The following is a 17008-nucleotide window of genomic DNA, read 5'->3' as shown; positions in this document are numbered from 1 at the left end:
CCGTGTCTCACCCATCACCGATTGACGGCCTGGATCTCCTGAACCACGACATCCTGATCAGCTCCGAACGTGCCATTCGGAAGGTCGCCACCCTGCCCCGTCGTGCTCGTCCAGCTGATCTTCCAGGCGGTGGTCGCCTGGAGTTTGTACGAGCCCTCACCGGAGGAACGCAGATACCTCACCCCGCACGGCGGGGCCTCGTCGGCCTTGCCCTTGGCGTAAGGCTCACCGATCTGCCCCTTGCGGATCTCGCACCCACCGGAAGCGGGGTACGTGACGGCATCGCTCGTGCCCGGGGTGAGCTTCAGCGAGGCCGGCTCGGCGGCGGTCGTCGCGCTGAGACCGAGCAGCGGGAGGGAAGCGGTGACGGACACCGGCTTGAACTTCGCCGCGTCCAGCCATGCCCAGGTCGGGAGATTCACCTTCGTGGTGCCCTCCGGAGCCAGGTCGACCTTGGTCGACGGGACGCGGATCTGGGCGTAGGCGAGCTGGGCGAGCACTTCGGGGGAGACGGCTTGGAGGGCGTCGGCAGGCGGTGCGTCACCTTTGTCGACCCAGAAGGGCGTCTTGTCGCAGTTCTGAGAGGCCGGGTCCGCCTCGCGTCCCTCAGTGACGTATGCGTCCCACCAGTAGCCCCTGCCCGCCTTGTCCTTGTTGAAGTCCTTGTAGGGCTTGCCGTTGACGAAGTAGTCCTGCGTTTTCCGTGCCCATTCCGGGCTGGGCGCGCTGCTCGCCCATACCTGCCGCATCTGTGACTCGAGTTCCTTGGGCGTGTACCTCGGCGCGTAGTAGCAGGCGGGAGGCGTCCAGGACGTGGTCGACGTGACGGCGCCGGCCGATTCTCCGCTGCCGTTCTTCGAGCGGTCGTAGACGACCACGCCTGCAGCGGACGCCGAAACCGTCTCGCCGTCGACCTTGGCCGATGTGTCGGAGTCGACTTCGGTCACGGAGGGGGCGGGCCCCGGTGTCGCCCGTGCGGCATCCGGAATTCCTGCCGGAACAAGAGCGAGAAGCGTAAGGGCGCCGGTCCGGAGCGGTGTGATCAGGCGCCGCACCGCTCGTGCCCTCGCTCGGTGTATAGGCCGCTGGTCACCCACACGCCCTCGTCGCTCTTGTTCAAACGAGTGTTGTAAAGGACGTAGGGACTCTCGCCGGCCGGCGTCCTGTCCACCTTGCCGGTCTTTCGGTCCTTGTTGTACGCCTTGCTGTCGTCGGCGCAGTAGATGACGACAGCCGTCTTGTTGTCGCGAAGCGTCACCTGTGGATCGAAGTAGCGGATGGTTCCCGTCCAGGTGATGTTGGCGTCAAGCCATGCCTTGACCCACTTGACTTCACTGATGAGCGCGCCGTCTTGGTAGTAGAAGGCGAGCGCCTTCGACCTCGTGTCACCTCGGGCGATCGCGTCGTCAACCGAGCCGAGTGCTCGTTCCGCGTCGGCCAGAGCGGCATCCTTCGTCGCATTCCCCGTCTTCCAGCCTTCGAAGACACTCTTCATGTCCTTGGGTAACGCCATGCCCGGCCGGTCTGCGGTGTGCGATGCGCCGGCACTCGGCGAAGCCGAGTTCGACGAGCCGTCCCCTGTGTCCGCTCCCGCGATCTTGTCGTTGCCCTTGGCGCTGTCTTCGCCGCTCCCGCAGGCGGACAGCGACAAAGCCGTGACGACGGTCAGCGCAACGGCAGCGAGCAGGGCGGGGCGGCGGTTCACGGGTGGCTCCCGGTGGGGCGAGGGTTCTCAAGAGTGTGCTAACGCTATCGATGGGATCTGGGTGACAACAGGTGTGATTGCGTCAAATGAGGGCTGCAAATTGGGCATAACTCGGCAGAAGTCCCTCGTGGGCCGCCGAGTCGCACTGCCCCACGTTTCGTAATGCAACGCAGTTTGCGAACCTGTGTATGACAGTCGAATGTCAGCCTCAAGAGTCCAGTCATCGTGCCTTCCGCGGGACGCCGTCGCCCTGCACCTGACAACGCGGGTGATGTGGCCTCGGACCTTCGTCGAACAGCTGATCACCGGGTAGCTCGGATGGCGGCGCTCTTCAGGTGAGTTCGCCCACAACAGCCCCTGGCGGAGGAGCGACCGGACGTTTTGCGCCTTACGCTCGACGGACCGCACGACCCCCGTCTTTCACATCCCGCCAGCGGAGGTTTCTGCTTCATGAAGCTCACCGTCGTCGGCTGCTCGGGGTCGTTCCCGTCCGCGGAATCGGCCTGCTCGAGCTACCTCGTCGAGGCCGACGGCTTCCGGCTGCTCCTCGACATGGGCAATGGCGCCCTGGGCGAGCTGCAGCGCCACTGCGGTCTCTACGACCTCGACGCGATCTTCCTCAGCCATCTGCACGCCGACCACTGCATCGACATGTGCGCGTACTTCGTCGCGCGCTACTACCGGCACGACGGCGGTCGCTGCGCCCCCCTCCCCGTGTACGGCCCCGAGGGCACGGAGCATCGTCTGACCACGGCCTACGCCGACACCCCCTCGGCCTCCTCGATGAGCGAGGTCTTCGACTTCCACACGGTCAAGCCGTCCACGTTCGAGATCGGCCCGTTCACGGTCCACACCGAGCGGGTGGCCCATCCGGTGGAGGCGTACGCCATCCGGATCGAGCACGGCGGCAGGTCGCTGACGTACTCCGGCGACACGGGCGTCACGCCCGTCCTCGACGAACTGGCGCGCGACACCGACCTCTTCCTGTGCGAGGCCGCCTTCACGCACGGCAAGGAGAACATCCCCGACCTGCACCTCAACGGCCGCGAGGCCGGCGAGACAGCGACCCGCGCCGGGGTCCGCCGCCTGGTCCTCACCCACATCCCGCCGTGGACGGACCCCCACATCAACCTCGCGGACGCCCGTGCGGTGTACAGCGGGCCGGTGGAGCTGGCGGCGCCGAGGATGTCGTACGAGATCTGAGTGCTGAACAGGGGAAGGCCCCGGGAGCGTCCACCGCTCCCGGGGCCTTCCTCGTCCCGCGTGCTGTTACTTGGCCTCGGCCTTCAACAGCTCGGCCAGTTCCTCGTCGGACTCGCGGCCCGGCGTCGGCAGGTTGAACCTGACGATCGCGAAGCGGAAGACCACGTAGTAGACCGCGGCGAAGCACAGGCCCACCAGGGCCAGGCCCCACGGGTTGGTCGCGATGCCCAGGTTCAGGAAGAAGTCGACCGCACCGGCCGAGAAGCCGAAGCCGTCCTTCATGCCGAGCGCCCAGGTCAGAGCCATCGAGACACCGGTGAGGACCGCGTGGATCGCGTACAGCACCGGCGCGATGAACATGAAGGTGAACTCGATCGGCTCGGTGACACCGGTGACGAAGGAGGTCAGTGCAAGGGAGAACATCATGCCGCCGACGACCTTGCGGCGCTCCGGGCGGGCGCAGTGGACGATCGCGAGGCAGGCGGCCGGGAGGGCGAACATCATGATCGGGAAGAAGCCGGTCATGAACTGGCCCGCGGCCGGGTCACCCGCCAGGAAGCGGCCGATGTCGCCGCTCTTGCCCTGGTACTCGCCGGCCTGGAACCACGGGAAGGAGTTCAGCAGGTGGTGCATGCCGATCGGGATCAGCGCACGGTTGGCCACACCGAAGATGCCCGCGCCGACGGCGCCGGAGCCGACCAGCCACTCACCGAAGTTGTGCAGACCCGTACCGAGGATCGGCCAGATGTAGCCGAAGACGATGCCGATGATCAGACCCGCGAAGGCCGACAGGATCGGGACCAGGCGGCGGCCACCGAAGAAGCCCGCCCAGTCGGGCAGCTTGGTGCGGTAGAAGCGCTGGTAGAGCAGGGCCACGACGAGGCCCATGACCACACCGCCGAGGACCTTGGCGTCGACGGCCTGCTCGACCATCACGATCTTGCCGTCGACTATGGCTTCCTTCTTGGGCAGGCTGCCGTCCGTGAACGTGGCCAGCACGTTCTTGAACACGAGGTAGCCGGCGACGGCCGCGAGCGCCGTGGAGCCGTCCGACTTCTTCGCGAAGCCGATCGCGATACCCACGGCGAACAGCAGCGCCATGTTGTCGAGGATCGCGTTGCCGCCCGCCGCCATGAAGCCCGCGATCTTCGTGAGGAAGGTCGGGAACTCTGGGCGACCGAGCATGTCGGTGTTGCCGAGGCGCACCAGGAGGGCGGCGGCCGGCAGCACGGCAACCGGCAGCATGAGGCTGCGGCCGATGCGCTGCAGGACCGACATCACCCCGGCGCCCTTCTTGTCGGCCGCGGGAGCGGCGCTGGCCGTGGTCACAACTTCCTCCAGTGGGCAAGGCGCCGCCCAGGACATGGGAAGGGACGGCGGCGTCTCAGGTGGGTTGCGGCGCCCGTTCGGGACCTCCGCATGGTCTACACCACTCAGTGGTGTAGACCTGTTGTAGCACGGTGAAGGGCGTATAAGGAACCCGCGATTCCTGCTACCGCGGCGCTACGCGCAGTGCCCGGCGGGGCGACGCAAAAGGCCACGCGAAAGGCCGCGCAAAGGGTCACGGAAAGGGCGACGGAAAGGCCCCTCGGACCGGGGGTCCAAGGGGCCTTGAGGGGCGGGGAGTTCAGGCCTTGGTGACGTCCTCGTGTTCCTCCTCCGGCTCGCGGCCGGGTGTCTTGAGGTCGAACTTTGTGATCGCGAAGCGGAAGACGGCGTAGTAGACGGCCGCGAAGACCAGGCCGATGGGGATGATCAGCCACGGTTTCGTGGCCAGGTTCCAGTTGATGATGTAGTCGATGAGGCCGGCCGAGAAGCTGAAGCCGTCGTGGACGCCCAGGGCCCAGGTCACCGCCATCGAGACGCCCGTCAGCAGCGCGTGCACCGCGTACAGCGCGGGCGCGATGAACAGGAACGAGTACTCGATCGGCTCGGTGATGCCCGTCACGAACGAGGTCAGGGCCACCGAGAGCATCAGGCCGCCGACCTCCTTGCGGCGCTCGGGGCGGGCGGTGTGGGTGATCGCCAGAGCGGCCGCCGGCAGGGCGAACATCATGATCGGGAAGAAACCGGTGAGGAACTGGCCCGCGTCCGGGTCGCCCGCCAGGAACATGTTGATGTCGCCGTGCACCGCGGAGCCGTCCGGCTTGGTGTACGTCCCGAACTGGAACCAGATCGGCACGTTCAGGAACTGGTGCAGCCCGATCACCAGCAGCGCACGGTTCGCGATGCCGAAGATGCCCGCACCCCAGGCGCCCGCGTCGCTCAGCCAGTCGCTGAAGCTCTCCAGCGCGTCACCGATCGGCGGCCAGACCCACAGGCACAGGGCCGCGAAGGCGATCGCGACGAACGCCATGATGATCGGCACCAGCCGACGCCCGTTGAAGAAGCCCAGCCAGTCCACCAGCTTGGTGCGGTGGTAGCGCTGCCAGAAGAACGCCGCCAGCAGGCCCATCACGATGCCGCCGAAGACGCCCGGGTTCTGGTAGGTGAACGCCGTCACCGTCGCGTCGATGTTGCCCTGGCAGCCGATGTTGGGGACCGGCTTCGTCCCCGCCGGGCAGTCCTCCGGGAACTGGCGCAGCACGTTGTAGTAGACGAGAAACCCCGCCAGCGCGGCCAGCGCCGTCGAACCGTCGGACTTCTTCGCCATACCGATGGCCACACCCACACAGAACAGCAGCGGCAGCCCCAGCGCCCCGTCCAGCAGCGCGCCGCCCGCGCCCGCCATGACCTTGGACACGTCCGTCCAGCCGAGCCCGTCCTTGCCGAACACGTCCGGCTGGCCGAGCCGGTTGAGGATGCCCGCCGCCGGCAGCACGGCGATGGGGAGCTGAAGGCTGCGGCCCATCTTCTGCAGCCCCTGGAACAGGTTGTTCCAGCGAGCGCGCGGGGGGCTGACGGCTTCTTCACTCATGGTTTGGCGACCGCCTGTCAGGTGGTGTAGACCAGTCACGGACGATTTCGTTGCTGTGACGTCATCTTTCGGTACCAGCGGCACAATCGCTCGCGAAAATGGGCCAACTGTGGGTTACTGCGACAAAGCGGTTCGGATCAGGGAGAAAGAACATGGCCAGCAAGGCTGAGAAGATCGTTGCCGGGCTCGGCGGCATCGACAACATCGAAGAGGTCGAGGGCTGCATCACCCGCCTGCGCACCGAGGTCCACGACCCTTCGCTGGTCGACGAGGCCGCCCTGAAGGCCGCCGGCGCCCACGGCGTCGTGAAGATGGGCACCGCCGTCCAGGTCGTCATCGGCACCGACGCCGACCCGATCGCCGCGGACATCGAAGACATGATGTGAGCCTCCCGGTTCACCTGTAAGGGGCTCTTCCCACCGCGGGAGGAGCCCCTCGCGCTGCTCCCGATAGGCTCGTGGCCATGTCTCGAATCGACGGCCGCACCCCCGAACAGCTCCGCCCGGTCACCATCGAGCGCGGCTGGAGCAAGCACGCCGAGGGCTCCGTCCTCGTCTCCTTCGGTGACACGAAGGTCCTCTGCACCGCCTCCTTCACCGAAGGCGTCCCGCGCTGGCGCAAGGGCAGCGGCGAGGGCTGGGTCACCGCGGAGTACTCCATGCTGCCCCGCGCCACCAACACCCGCGGCGACCGCGAGGCCGTCAAGGGCAGGATCGGCGGCCGCACCCACGAGATCTCCCGCCTCATCGGCCGCTCCCTGCGCGCCGTCATCGACTACAAGGCCCTCGGCGAGAACACGATCGTCCTGGACTGCGACGTCCTCCAGGCCGACGGCGGCACCCGTACGGCAGCCATCACCGGCGCCTACGTCGCCCTCGCCGACGCCATCGCCTGGGCCCAGGGCAAGAAGCTGATCAAGCCCGGCCGCAAGCCCCTGACCGGCAGCGTCTCCGCCGTCTCCGTCGGCATCGTCGGCGGCGTCCCCCTCCTCGACCTCTGCTACGAGGAGGACGTACGGGCCGAGACCGACATGAACGTCGTCTGCACCGGCGACGGACGCTTCGTCGAGGTCCAGGGCACCGCCGAGGCCCAGCCCTTCGCGCGCGACGAACTCGACGCCCTGCTCGACCTCGCGGTCGCCGGCTGCGCCGACCTGGCCGCGCTGCAGACCAAGGCGCTCGCGCAGTAACGCACCGACAGTGACGGCGGGCGGTCCGGGCAACCGGGCCGCCCGCCGCCGCGTCACTAGGAATACGGGCGCACCGGCTCACCCCTGTGCGCCCGGCCGTTGAGGGGCCGCAAGGCCCAGAGGGAGGGACCGTTTCCATGGCCGCGAGCCGCCGACGCCGCCGTACCGCAGCCGTCGCCGCCACCCTGGCGGCCGTCGTGCTGACGGCCGGCCTGACCACCGGCTGCGACGCCGTCGACAAGGCGCTGAACTGCGTCGAGACCGCCGACGCCGTCGCCGATGCCGTGACCGACCTCCAGCAGGCGGTCGAGAACGCCGCCGACGACCCCGGCAAGACCGACGAGGCCATCGACGCCGTCGGTGAGAGCCTCGACAAGATAGACACCGAGACCGGCGACGCCGACCTCGACAAGGCCACCGAGGACCTGCGCAAGGCACTGACCGAGGTCACCACCGCCATCGACAACGGCGACGAGACGCCCGACATCAGCGGCGTCACCGACGCGGCCGGCGAACTCACCAAGGTCTGCACGCCGTAAGGCACTTCCGGGTGCCGCTCGTGAGGCACCGCGAGCGGGTCATGGCCGTACCGCGATACTGGACGCCATGACCCGCTTGATCCTCGCCACCCGCAACGCCGGAAAGATCACCGAGCTGAGGGCGATCCTCGCCGACGCAGGGCTGCCGCACGAACTCGTCGGCGCCGACGCCTACCCCGACGTCCCCGATGTCAAGGAAACCGGCGTCACCTTCGCCGAGAACGCCCTGCTCAAGGCGCACGCCCTCGCCCAGGCCACCGGCCTGCCCGCCGTCGCCGACGACTCCGGCCTCTGTGTCGACGTCCTGAACGGCGCCCCCGGCATCTTCTCCGCCCGCTGGGCCGGCCGGCACGGCGACGACCGGGCCAACCTCGACCTGCTCCTCGCCCAGCTCTCCGACATCGCCGACGAACACCGCGGTGCCCACTTCGCCTGCGCCGCCGCCCTCGCCCTGCCCGACGGCACGGAGCGCGTCGTCGAGGGCCGCCTCCTGGGCACCCTGCGCCACACCCCCGCCGGCACCGGCGGCTTCGGCTACGACCCGATCCTCCAGCCCGAGGGCGAGACCCGCACCTGCGCGGAGCTGACCCCGGCCGAGAAGAACGCGATCAGCCACCGGGGCAAGGCGTTCAGGGGACTCGTGCCTGTGGTGCGGGAGCTGTTGGGGGGCTGACAGCGACCGGTTCGGTCCCGCCGGCGCACGAACCGAAGAAGAGTGCGGTCGGTGGGACTCGAACCCACACGGGATTTCTCCCACGGGCACCTAAAACCCGCGCGTATCGCCTATTTCGCCACGACCGCCCTAAAAACGGACATCCGGCTAGCCGGTGCCGTCAGGTGACCACAGTGTACGGGGGTGCCCGCTCTCCCCGCGCCGGGCCTTCTTGCGACACCATGTGGCGGTCAGCGCAGGGCAGTTAGGGCAGAGGTAGCGAAGGTTTTCCGCGCGGTTGTCGAGCCAGTCGCCGTCGATGTGGTCGATCTGGAGCGTGATCGACTGCCCGAGCCATTCCCCGTTGTTGCCGCAGGACACGCACTCGTCCGCGGCCCGTGAGCGCGGTCGTGGAGCCGCTCCCCAGCTCCGCCGCTTGAAATGGCTGGTGTCGAGGCCGGCGGCCTCGATGCGGCGCCGGATATGGGCAAGCGTGCCGGTTGCGGGAGTCGCGGCGAGCTTCAGGGCCACCTCCCGCAAGGTCGAGGAGCACGCCGCCGCCGCGGCTATGGCCGGGTCCGAGTACCGGTGCCTGGTGAAGTGGCTGATGTCGATGCCGTGTGCGGCAACCTCCCGCTGGAGCGCGCGCCGCTGACCTCCGCTGGGCTTGAGGCCAAGCCGGCGCATCAGTTCGTTCCATGTGCGCGACTGGCTCACCGCGGAGGTGAGTGCCTCATGGTCCACCCGTCCCCCTCCCGGCCCGACCGGACGTTCCCCCTTCCCACGGATCAGCGATCCGAGGAGCGGATGGTCACGCCGGTTCGAGCCGGAGCGGGGTGGGTCGATCAGATGCCCAGATCCTTGATGATCTTGGCCACGTGTCCCGTCGCGCGGACGTTGTAGAGGGCTCGTTCGACCTTGCCCTCCTCGTCGACGACGATCGTGGAGCGGATGACGCCCATGTAGGTCTTGCCGTAGTTCTTCTTCTCGCCGAAGGCGCCGTAGGACTCCGTGACCGTCTTCTCCGGGTCCGCCAGCAGCGTGACCTTCAGGGACTCCTTGTCACGGAACTTGGCCAGCTTGTCCGGGGCGTCGGGGGAGATGCCGATGACGTCGTAGCCGGCGCCGGCCAGGAGGTCGAGGTTGTCCGTGAAGTCGCAGGCCTGCTTGGTGCAGCCGGGCGTGAGGGCGGCGGGGTAGAAGTACACGATGACCTTGCGGCCCTTGTGGTCCGACAGGGAGACCTCGTTGCCGTCCGCGTCGGGGAGGGTGAAGGCGGGGGCCACGTCCCCGGGCTGAAGTCGTTCGCTCATGCCAACGAGACTAACCGGGGGTCCTGACAGTGCGGGCGGGCGTTGAGCTGACAGACTGTCCGGGACAGCATCAGCAGACACGGAGGCCGTACGGTGGCGGACACGTCGGACACCAGAACCCCGGCGCAGATCGAGGCGGACATCAGGCGCCGCCGCGAAGTGCTGGCCGAGACGCTCGACGAGATCGGCGTGCGGGTGCACCCGAAGACCATCGTCGGCGACGCCAAGGCCAAGGTCGTGGCGAATGTCGATCACACCCTGGGCAAGGCCTATGTGCAGGTCAACCGGGTCGTGACCGAGGTCAGGGAGAAGTTCGTGGACGACGAGGGAGCGCCTCGCCTGGAGCGGGTCCTTCCGGTCGCGCTCCTCGCCGTCGGTGTCGTCGGGCTGCTCGCCCTCGGCACCCGGCGCCGCAGGGGCTGACCCTCTCGCGTCCTCATGTGCTGAAGGCAGGTAGGTTCGAGGTGTGAGCGCCAACAGAAACGACAGCACCCATCACGACAAGCTGCCCATCCGCATGCTGCACGACCGAGTCCTCGTGCGGCAGGACACCAGCGAGGGCGAGCGGCGTTCCGGCGGCGGCATCCTGATCCCCGCCACGGCCGCCGTGGGCCGTCGGCTGGCGTGGGCGGAGGTCGTCGCGGTGGGGCAGAACGTACGGACCGTGGAGCCCGGGGACCGCGTCCTGTACGACCCGGAGGACCGTGCCGAGGTGGAGGTGCGCGGCACCGCGTACGTGCTGATGCGCGAGCGCGACCTGCACGCCGTCGCCGCCGACCGGTTCGAGGGGTCCGAGGACTCCACCGGCCTGTATCTCTGAATTACCTTTGAATCAATGCCCGGGTGAGGGGCCGGTGACCATCGTCACCGGCCCCTCACTCGTTTTCTTGCTAGATTCGAAGGAGACCCCCGACGAGACGCGCCGTACCGGGGCCGCCGCACCGCGGCGGACGCGCAAAGACGACGCACCCCCTGACATGTCTGTCTCTCGGAGGTGCTCCCCATGGCCTGGGTTCTGCTCGTCGTCGCCGGTCTGCTCGAGGTCGGCTGGTCGATCGGGATGAAGTACACCGACGGGTTCACCCGCCTCGTCCCCAGCCTGTTCACCGGCGCCGGCATCGTCGCCAGCATGGTGCTGCTGTCCTACGCCGCCCGCACGCTGCCCATCGGCACCGCCTACGGCGTCTGGGTCGGCATCGGTGCGGCCGGTGCGGCGGTGCTCGGCATGGTGGTGCTCGGTGAGCCGGCCACCGCCGCCCGGATCTTCTTCATCTGTCTGCTGCTGGTCGCCGTGGTGGGCCTGAAGGCGACCTCAGGCCACTGACCTCTCGAAACCTCAGGCCACTGACCTCTCGAAAAGGCCACGGACCTCTCGAACAGGTCACTGACCTCTCAGGTCTCCGCCGCCCGTGACCAGGCCGCCGTCCGTGTCGCCCCCGCCGCCGCCGGCGTCCGTCCCGCCGTCCGTGGTGCCCCCGTCGCCGGTGGTGCCGCCGTCCGTGGTCGTCCCGCCGTCGCCGGTCGTGCCGCCCGTGACGACGCCCCCGCCCTCGGTCGTGCCGCCCGTGACGACGCCTCCGCCGCCGGTCACCACGCCGCTGTCCCCGGTGGTCCCGCCGTCCGTCGTACCGCCGGGGGACGGCGTGTCGGAGGGCTCTTCCTCCTCCTCGGTCGGCGCCTGCGTGGACGGCTCGTCCGTGGGCTCCTCCTCGGAGGGCTCCTCGGTCGGCAGGTCCCACGTGCCCTCCTCCTCCTGCACCCACAGGTCGAAGTCGGTGACCGGCGTGCCCTCCAGGGCGTCCCGGGTGAACTGCGCCCAGATGTCCCCGGGCGGCCCGCCGCCGTTGATGCGGTCCAGACCCAGTGCGTTGTACAGCGGCTCGTGCTCGGCCGTCTCCGGGTTCTGGCCCATCACGGCGACCACGGTGGCCAGGTCGGGGGTGTAGCCCGCGAACCACGCGGCCTTGTCGTCCTCCGCCGTGCCGGTCTTGCCGGCGGCGGGGCGGCCCGCCTCCTGGGCGGCGTAGGCGGTTCCGTTCTCGACCACGCTCTGCAGGATGGACGTGGTGGTGTCGGCGGCCTCCCGGCTGACGACCTGCTCGGTGCTGCGCGCGGGCAGCCGGATCTCCTCGCTGCCGTCCTTGGTGATCTTCTCGACCAGGGTGTACGTGCCGTGCTTGCCGTGGTTGGCGAGCGTCGCGTACGCCTCCGCCATGTCCAGCACGCTGGCCTGCGCGACGCCGAGCGCGATGGACGGCCCGGCCTCCTGCAGCTCGGGGGTGTCGGCGGGCAGGCCCAGGCCGATCGCGGTCTTCCTGACCTTCTCGACGCCCACGTCCACCGCCATCTGGGCGAACACCGAGTTCACGGACTTGTCGGTGGCCTCGCGGACGGAGATGTCGCCGTAGTCGACGTAGTCCTCGTTCTCCGGGGCGTAGTGGCCGCCGTCCCAGCCCTCGACCGGGCGCTCGTTGGTGCCGTCGTAGACCGTGTTCGGGGTGATGGGGCGGCCGTCCTGGGTGGTGGACGCGTTCTGCGCGGCCGCGGTGAACACGAACGGCTTGAAGGTGGAGCCGACCTGGAAGTCCCGGCGGGTGGCGCCGTTGGTGTACTGCTTGACGTAGTCGATGCCGCCGTACATCGCCACGACCTTGCCGGTCTTCGGCTCGACGGCGGCGCCGCCCGCGCGGACGTAGTTGTCGACCTCGCGGTTCTTCTTGTCCAGCTTGGACATCAGCTGGTCGTTCACGGCCTTCACGAAGGCGTTCTGCTTGCTCTTCTGGAGCGTGGTGGTGATGCGGTAGCCGCCCCGCTCCAGTTCCTCGGTGCTGAGGACGTCGTGCTCGGTGAGGTACTGCTTGATCGCGTCGACGACATAGCCGCGCTGCCCGGACAGGCCGGTGGAGACGGTGGCCTCCTTCGGCGCCGGGAACTTGATGCCCTGCCGCTCGGCGGCGGACAGCCAGCCTTCGGAGACCATGCCGTCCAGGACGTAGTTCCAGCGGGCCTCGGCGGCCCGGCGGTTCTCCGGGTGCGCGACCACGTCGTACTCGCTGGGCGCGTTGAGCAGCGCCGCGAGGTAGGCGCCCTTGGCGGCGTCGAGTTCGGTGGCGTCGACGCCGTAGTAGGCCTGGGCCGCGGCCTGGACGCCGTAGGCGTTGCGGCCGAAGTAGCTGGTGTTGAGGTAGCCCTGGAGGATCTCGTCCTTGGACGTCTCGCGGTCCAGCTTGATGGAGATGAAGAACTCCTTCGCCTTGCGGGTGAGGGTCTGCTCCTGGGCGAGGTAGTAGTTCTTCACGTACTGCTGGGTGATCGTCGAGCCGGACTGCTTGCCCTTGCCGGTCGCGGTGTTCCAGGCGGCGCGGACCATCGCCTTGGGGTCGACGGCCGACTCGGAGTAGAAGTCGCGGTCCTCGGCGGCCAGGACGGCGTGCTGGGCGTCCAGGGAGATCTGCGCGAGGGAGACGTTCTCCCGGTTGATCTCGCCGTCGCGGGCCAGCTGGCTGCCGTCGGCGTAGAGGTAGACGTTGCTCTGCTTGGTCGCGAGCGCGTTCGCCGGCGGGATCTTGACCATCGAGTAGCCGAGGAAGAACAGGCCGGCGATCAGCAGGACGCCGACGACGAAGGTGCCCAGCACCATCCGCCAGGTCGGCACCAGTCGGCGCCACCCGGTGCGCTTGGGCCGCTTGGGCTTTGCGCCGTCCCCCGGCACCTCGCCCGCCGGGGTCCCCGGCTCGGTTCCCGGTGCCCAGCCCTCGGCCGGTCGCTGCGGCTGCGGCTCGTCGCTCATCTCGTGCACGGACTCCTGTGTCGCGTCGTACGTTCGTTCCCGTACGCCCTCGTACGCCTTCTTCGCCCCCAGATGAAGACTCTCGCACCACGCGTTCCGTTCCCGGAGAGCGGCACGCGTTCGCCGAAAACTGTGTGGCAGGTCGCCGCGCACCCCCGGTAGGCTCCTGCGCTTTGCGTGTGCAGGCGGTTCCTGGGGGAGGTGCGGTGTGGGGACGGCACGGTTGTACGCGGCCGTCGCGGCGGGGGGATTCCGACGGTACGCCACTTATCGGGCGGCGACGGCCGCCGGGGTGTTCACGAACACCGTGTTCGGCGTGATCATCGTCTCCACGTATCTGGCGCTGTGGGACGAGAGACCTCACCTCGGCGGGTACGACCAGACACAGGCGGTCACCTACGCCTGGCTGGGGCAGGCGCTGTACTCGACGCTGGCGATCCAGGGCGGGGGCGCCGAGAAGGACCTGATGGCGCGCATCCGCACGGGCGAGATCGCGATCGACCTGTACCGGCCCGCCGACCTCCAGCTGTGGTGGCTGGCGACCGACTTGGGCCGGTCGATGTTCCAGCTGATCGGGCGCGGGGTGATCCCGTTCACCTTCGGCGCGCTGGTCTTCGACATGGCGCTGCCCACCGACGTCACCGCCTGGGCCGCGTTCTTCGTGGCGCTGCTGCTCGCGATGTTCGTCAGCTTCGGCATCCGCTACCTGGCCGCGCTGGGTGTGTTCTGGCTCATGGACGACCGGGGGATCTCCCAGGCCGTGATGGTCACGGGCGTCTTCTTCTCGGGGATGCTGCTGCCGCTGAACGCCTTCCCGGGTGTGCTCGGCGATCTCGCCCGGGGGCTGCCGTGGGCGGCGCAGCTGCAGATGCCGGCCGATGTGCTGATGGGCACGTCCGGGGCGCTCGGGGCGTACGTCTTCCAGGCCGCGTGGGCCGTGGCGCTGCTCGCGGCGGGCCGGCTGGTGCAGCAGGCCGCGACCCGGCGGGTGGTGGTGCAGGGTGGCTGACAGCGCTGTGCCGGAGCCCGGCCGCGCGTACTTCGAGGGGGCCGGTTCCCGGTTCCGGGAGGGGCTGCGGGCCTATGGGCTGATCGCCGGGATGTGGATCCGCTCCACCGTCGCCTACCGCTCGTCCTTCCTCCTGACGGTGATCGGCAACCTGCTGCTGACCGCGCTGGACTTCGTCGGCATCCTGCTGATGTTCTCGCAGGTCGACTCGCTGGGCGGCTGGACCCTGCCGGAGGTCGCCCTGCTGTACGGCCTGTCGGCGACCGCGTTCGGCTTTGCCGATCTGACGCTGGGCTCGATGGACTCCCTCGGCGCCCGGATCAGGGACGGCTCCTTCGACACGCTCCTGGTGCGGCCCGCGCCGGTGCTCGCCCAGGTCGGCGCCGACCGCTTCGCGCTGCGCAGGCTGGGCCGGATCACCCAGGGCGTGCTGGTGCTGGCGTACGGGCTGGTGTCGGTGGATGTCGCCTGGAGTCTGCCGAAGGTGCTGCTGGTGCCGATGATGCTGGCCGGCGGCGCGGTGATCTTCGGGGCGATCTTCGTCGGGGGCGCCGCCTTCCAGTTCCTGGCGCAGGACGCGACCGAGGTGCAGAACGCGTTCACGTACGGCGGGAACACCCTGCTGCAGTACCCGCCGGGCGTGTTCGGCAAGGACCTGGTGCGCGGGGTGACCTTCCTGCTGCCGCTGGCCTTCGTCAACTGGGTGCCCGCCGCCTATCTGCTGGACCGGCCCTACCCGATCGGGCTGCCGCAGTGGGCGGCGTTCCTGACGCCGCTGGTCGCGGTGGCGTTCTGCGTGCCGGCCGGGCTGGCGTGGCGGGCGGGCCTGAGGTCGTATCGGAGCACGGGGAGTTGAGGTCGGATGGCTGAGCATTTCATCGAGGTGGACGGTGTCGAGAAGGTCTTCGACGTCCGCCGCAGGACGGGCTTTCTGAAGCGGGAGCGCAAGCAGGTGAGGGCGGTCGACGGGCTGTCCTTCACCATCGGGCGCGGCGAGATGGTCGGCTACATCGGCCCCAACGGCGCCGGGAAGTCGACCACGATCAAGATGCTGACCGGCATCCTCACCCCCAGCGGGGGCCGGCTGCGGGTGGCCGGCATCGAGCCCGCCCGGGAGCGGGTCCGGCTCGCGCACCGCATCGGCGTGGTCTTCGGGCAGCGCACGACCCTGTGGTGGGACCTGCCGCTGATCGACTCCTACCGGCTGATGCACCGCATGTACCGCATCCCCGACGCCCGCTACCGCACCAACCTCGACCGCCTCGTGGAACTGCTGGATCTGGCCGACCTGTTGGAGGTCCCCGTACGGCAGCTCTCCCTCGGCCAGCGCATGCGCGGCGACATCGCGGCCGCCCTGCTGCACGATCCCGAGGTGCTCTACCTCGACGAGCCGACGATCGGCCTGGACGTCATCTCCAAGGCGAAGGTGCGCGCGTTCCTGCGGGAGCTGAACACCGAGCGCGGCACGACCGTGCTGCTGACCACGCACGACCTCCAGGACATCGAGCAGCTCTGCTCCCGGGTGATGGTCATCGACCACGGCCGTCTGATGTACGACGGCGCCCTCGCGGGTCTGCACGAGGCGGGGGAGAGCGAGCGGACGCTGGTCGTCGACCTGGAGCGCGAGATGCCGCCGATCGAGGTCGCCCCCGCCCGGGTGGTCCGCGTGGAGGGGCCGCGCCAGTGGCTGGCCTTCCCGGCGTCGCAGTCGGCGGCGCCGCTGGTCGCCGAGATCGCGGACCGTTTCCCGCTGGTGGACCTGTCGGTGCGGGAGCCGGACATCGAGGCCGTGATCGCGAGAATGTACGAGGGCAGGGCGACCGCATAGTGCGCGCGGCCCGGACCTCGTAGGCTGCTCGTATGACCGACGATGCCCCGGAGCTGCGGGCCTCCGACGCCGACCGTGAGCAGGTCGCCGAGATCCTGCGGGACGCCCTCGCGGAGGGCCGGCTGGACATGGCGGAGTTCGAGGAGCGGCTGGAGGCCACCTACCAGGCCCGTACCTACGGCGAGTTGACCCCGATCACGCGTGACCTGCCCGGTCCGGGAGGCGCGCCGTCCGTGGTGTCTTTCACCAAGGCGCCCGCGGAGACGGGGAGTTGGGCGTCGCGGATCGTCGGCGGGGAGGGCTCGTCCACGGGCGCCTTCGCGGTGATGGGCGGCTTCCAGCGCAAGGGGCGCTGGACCGTGCCGCGCAAGTTCACCTGCTTCGCCTTCTGGGGCGGCGGCGAACTCGACCTGCGCGAGGCGAACTTCGCCGACCGCGAGGTCGTGATCAACTGCGTGGCGATCATGGGCGGGATGCAGGTGACCGTGCCGCCCGGCGTCGAGGTCGTCGTCCGCGGTATCGGCATCATGGGCGGCTTCGACCACAGCGAGGAGGGCGTGCCGGGCGAGCCGGGCGCTCCGCGCGTGGTCATCACCGGGTTCGCCTTCTGGGGTGGGGTGGGGGTGGAGCGCAAGCTCACGCGTGCCGATCGGGAGCGGCGTCGGCTGGAGCGTAAGGCTGCGCGGCATGAGCTGCACCGGAGAGAGCGGGGCGGGGATTAGGGCCTGTCTTCCGGATCAGGCCGGCCAGGAGGCGGAAGACAGGCCCTAGGGCCTGTCGTTTGGATCATGCCGGCGTCGCGGGGTCTGGCACGCACTCCCCCACTGCCTTAAGGGCGTGGGGGGACCCCCAGCCGCGTTGTC

At 69.1% G+C, this 17008-nt stretch carries 19 protein-coding genes, 1 tRNA gene and 1 riboswitch; of the genes, 12 read left to right on the top strand and 8 right to left on the bottom strand.

Annotated elements, in window-relative coordinates; genetic code table 11:
* Positions 1-14: 14 nt before the first annotated feature.
* Together ACIQ6Y_RS37980 and ACIQ6Y_RS37975 are read right to left on the bottom strand one after the other, a co-directional pair.
* On the bottom strand, positions 15-1055 hold the full coding sequence (locus ACIQ6Y_RS37980; RefSeq protein ID WP_404047363.1) for a hypothetical protein: 1041 nt from the start codon (positions 1053-1055) through the stop codon (positions 15-17).
* Complete coding sequence (locus ACIQ6Y_RS37975; protein WP_404047057.1) at positions 1043-1705, bottom strand: hypothetical protein; 663 nt, start codon at positions 1703-1705, stop codon at positions 1043-1045. The genes ACIQ6Y_RS37980 and ACIQ6Y_RS37975 overlap by 13 nt, the downstream gene beginning before the upstream one ends.
* 450 nt (positions 1706-2155) lie before the next feature.
* Here ACIQ6Y_RS37975 and ACIQ6Y_RS37970 point away from each other — a divergent pair, with 450 nt between their 5' ends.
* Complete coding sequence (locus ACIQ6Y_RS37970) at positions 2156-2908, top strand: MBL fold metallo-hydrolase (protein ID WP_404047055.1); 753 nt, start codon at positions 2156-2158, stop codon at positions 2906-2908.
* 66 nt (positions 2909-2974) lie between these two features.
* On the opposite strand, the gene ACIQ6Y_RS37965 is transcribed toward ACIQ6Y_RS37970, so the two are convergent.
* Both ACIQ6Y_RS37965 and ACIQ6Y_RS37960 read right to left on the bottom strand, forming a co-directional pair.
* Positions 2975-4237: a PTS transporter subunit EIIC gene (locus ACIQ6Y_RS37965; protein ID WP_404047052.1), complete on the bottom strand. Its 1263-nt coding sequence runs from the start codon at positions 4235-4237 to the stop codon at positions 2975-2977.
* A gap of 298 nt (positions 4238-4535) precedes the next feature.
* Entirely contained in the window at positions 4536-5825 is a 1290-nt protein-coding gene (locus ACIQ6Y_RS37960) for a PTS transporter subunit EIIC (protein ID WP_404047049.1), read from the bottom strand.
* Positions 5826-5977: 152 nt separating this feature from the next.
* On the opposite strand from ACIQ6Y_RS37960, the gene ACIQ6Y_RS37955 reads away from it, so the two are divergent.
* From ACIQ6Y_RS37955 to rdgB, 4 genes are all read left to right on the top strand, one after another.
* The gene (locus tag ACIQ6Y_RS37955) at positions 5978-6211 is read left to right on the top strand and encodes a glucose PTS transporter subunit EIIB (RefSeq protein WP_404047046.1); all 234 of its coding nucleotides are present in this window, start codon (positions 5978-5980) and stop codon (positions 6209-6211) included.
* Positions 6212-6288: 77 nt separating this feature from the next.
* Positions 6289-7014, top strand: a complete 726-nt coding sequence (rph, locus tag ACIQ6Y_RS37950; protein ID WP_404047043.1) for a ribonuclease PH — start codon at positions 6289-6291, stop codon at positions 7012-7014.
* Between the two features lie 137 nt (positions 7015-7151).
* The gene (locus ACIQ6Y_RS37945) at positions 7152-7553 is read left to right on the top strand and encodes a hypothetical protein (RefSeq protein ID WP_404047041.1); all 402 of its coding nucleotides are present in this window, start codon (positions 7152-7154) and stop codon (positions 7551-7553) included.
* A gap of 67 nt (positions 7554-7620) precedes the next feature.
* Positions 7621-8226: an RdgB/HAM1 family non-canonical purine NTP pyrophosphatase gene (gene rdgB / locus ACIQ6Y_RS37940; RefSeq protein WP_404047038.1), complete on the top strand. Its 606-nt coding sequence runs from the start codon at positions 7621-7623 to the stop codon at positions 8224-8226.
* Between the two features lie 43 nt (positions 8227-8269).
* On the opposite strand, the gene ACIQ6Y_RS37935 is transcribed toward rdgB, so the two are convergent.
* From ACIQ6Y_RS37935 to bcp, 3 genes are all read right to left on the bottom strand, one after another.
* Positions 8270-8354: transfer RNA gene (locus tag ACIQ6Y_RS37935), tRNA-Leu, on the bottom strand.
* A 19-nt stretch (positions 8355-8373) separates the two neighbouring features.
* Positions 8374-8949: an HNH endonuclease gene (locus ACIQ6Y_RS37930; RefSeq protein ID WP_404047035.1), complete on the bottom strand. Its 576-nt coding sequence runs from the start codon at positions 8947-8949 to the stop codon at positions 8374-8376.
* 101 nt (positions 8950-9050) lie between these two features.
* Positions 9051-9518 (bottom strand): thioredoxin-dependent thiol peroxidase, encoded by a 468-nt coding sequence (gene bcp / locus ACIQ6Y_RS37925; protein ID WP_404047033.1) that lies wholly within the window; start codon positions 9516-9518, stop codon positions 9051-9053.
* 93 nt (positions 9519-9611) lie between these two features.
* Between bcp and ACIQ6Y_RS37920 the strand changes: the two genes are divergently transcribed.
* From ACIQ6Y_RS37920 to ACIQ6Y_RS37910, 3 genes are all read left to right on the top strand, one after another.
* A complete protein-coding gene (locus tag ACIQ6Y_RS37920; protein WP_404047031.1) occupies positions 9612-9941 on the top strand; it encodes a DUF3618 domain-containing protein in 330 nt (109 codons plus the stop codon).
* Between the two features lie 94 nt (positions 9942-10035).
* Entirely contained in the window at positions 10036-10338 is a 303-nt protein-coding gene (locus ACIQ6Y_RS37915; RefSeq protein ID WP_203634995.1) for a co-chaperone GroES, read from the top strand.
* 59 nt (positions 10339-10397) lie between these two features.
* Positions 10398-10488, top strand: a riboswitch (guanidine-III (ykkC-III) riboswitch).
* Positions 10489-10521: 33 nt separating this feature from the next.
* Positions 10522-10842, top strand: coding sequence for a multidrug efflux SMR transporter (locus ACIQ6Y_RS37910; RefSeq protein ID WP_239766353.1), 321 nt, complete (start codon positions 10522-10524; stop codon positions 10840-10842).
* A gap of 57 nt (positions 10843-10899) precedes the next feature.
* Here the strand turns inward: ACIQ6Y_RS37910 and ACIQ6Y_RS37905 are convergent, their stop codons facing one another.
* On the bottom strand, positions 10900-13308 hold the full coding sequence (locus ACIQ6Y_RS37905) for a transglycosylase domain-containing protein (RefSeq protein ID WP_404047027.1): 2409 nt from the start codon (positions 13306-13308) through the stop codon (positions 10900-10902).
* Positions 13309-13516: 208 nt separating this feature from the next.
* Here ACIQ6Y_RS37905 and ACIQ6Y_RS37900 point away from each other — a divergent pair, with 208 nt between their 5' ends.
* From ACIQ6Y_RS37900 to ACIQ6Y_RS37885, 4 genes are all read left to right on the top strand, one after another.
* Positions 13517-14317 carry an ABC transporter permease gene (locus tag ACIQ6Y_RS37900; RefSeq protein WP_404047024.1) on the top strand — a complete coding sequence of 267 codons (801 nt, stop codon included), beginning with the start codon at positions 13517-13519 and terminating at the stop codon, positions 14315-14317.
* 91 nt (positions 14318-14408) lie between these two features.
* On the top strand, positions 14409-15173 hold the full coding sequence (locus tag ACIQ6Y_RS37895; RefSeq protein ID WP_404047361.1) for an ABC transporter permease: 765 nt from the start codon (positions 14409-14411) through the stop codon (positions 15171-15173).
* A gap of 6 nt (positions 15174-15179) precedes the next feature.
* Entirely contained in the window at positions 15180-16145 is a 966-nt protein-coding gene (locus ACIQ6Y_RS37890; protein WP_404047022.1) for an ATP-binding cassette domain-containing protein, read from the top strand.
* Between the two features lie 32 nt (positions 16146-16177).
* Complete coding sequence (locus tag ACIQ6Y_RS37885) at positions 16178-16867, top strand: DUF1707 domain-containing protein (RefSeq protein WP_404047019.1); 690 nt, start codon at positions 16178-16180, stop codon at positions 16865-16867.
* Positions 16868-17008: the final 141 nt, after the last annotated feature.

It is taken from the genome of Streptomyces sp. NPDC096205 (genome assembly GCF_044763135.1).
Classification (GTDB): domain Bacteria; phylum Actinomycetota; class Actinomycetes; order Streptomycetales; family Streptomycetaceae; genus Streptomyces.
The sequence above is the reverse complement of the archived record's forward strand: the minus strand, read 5'-3'. Positions and strand labels throughout refer to the sequence as shown.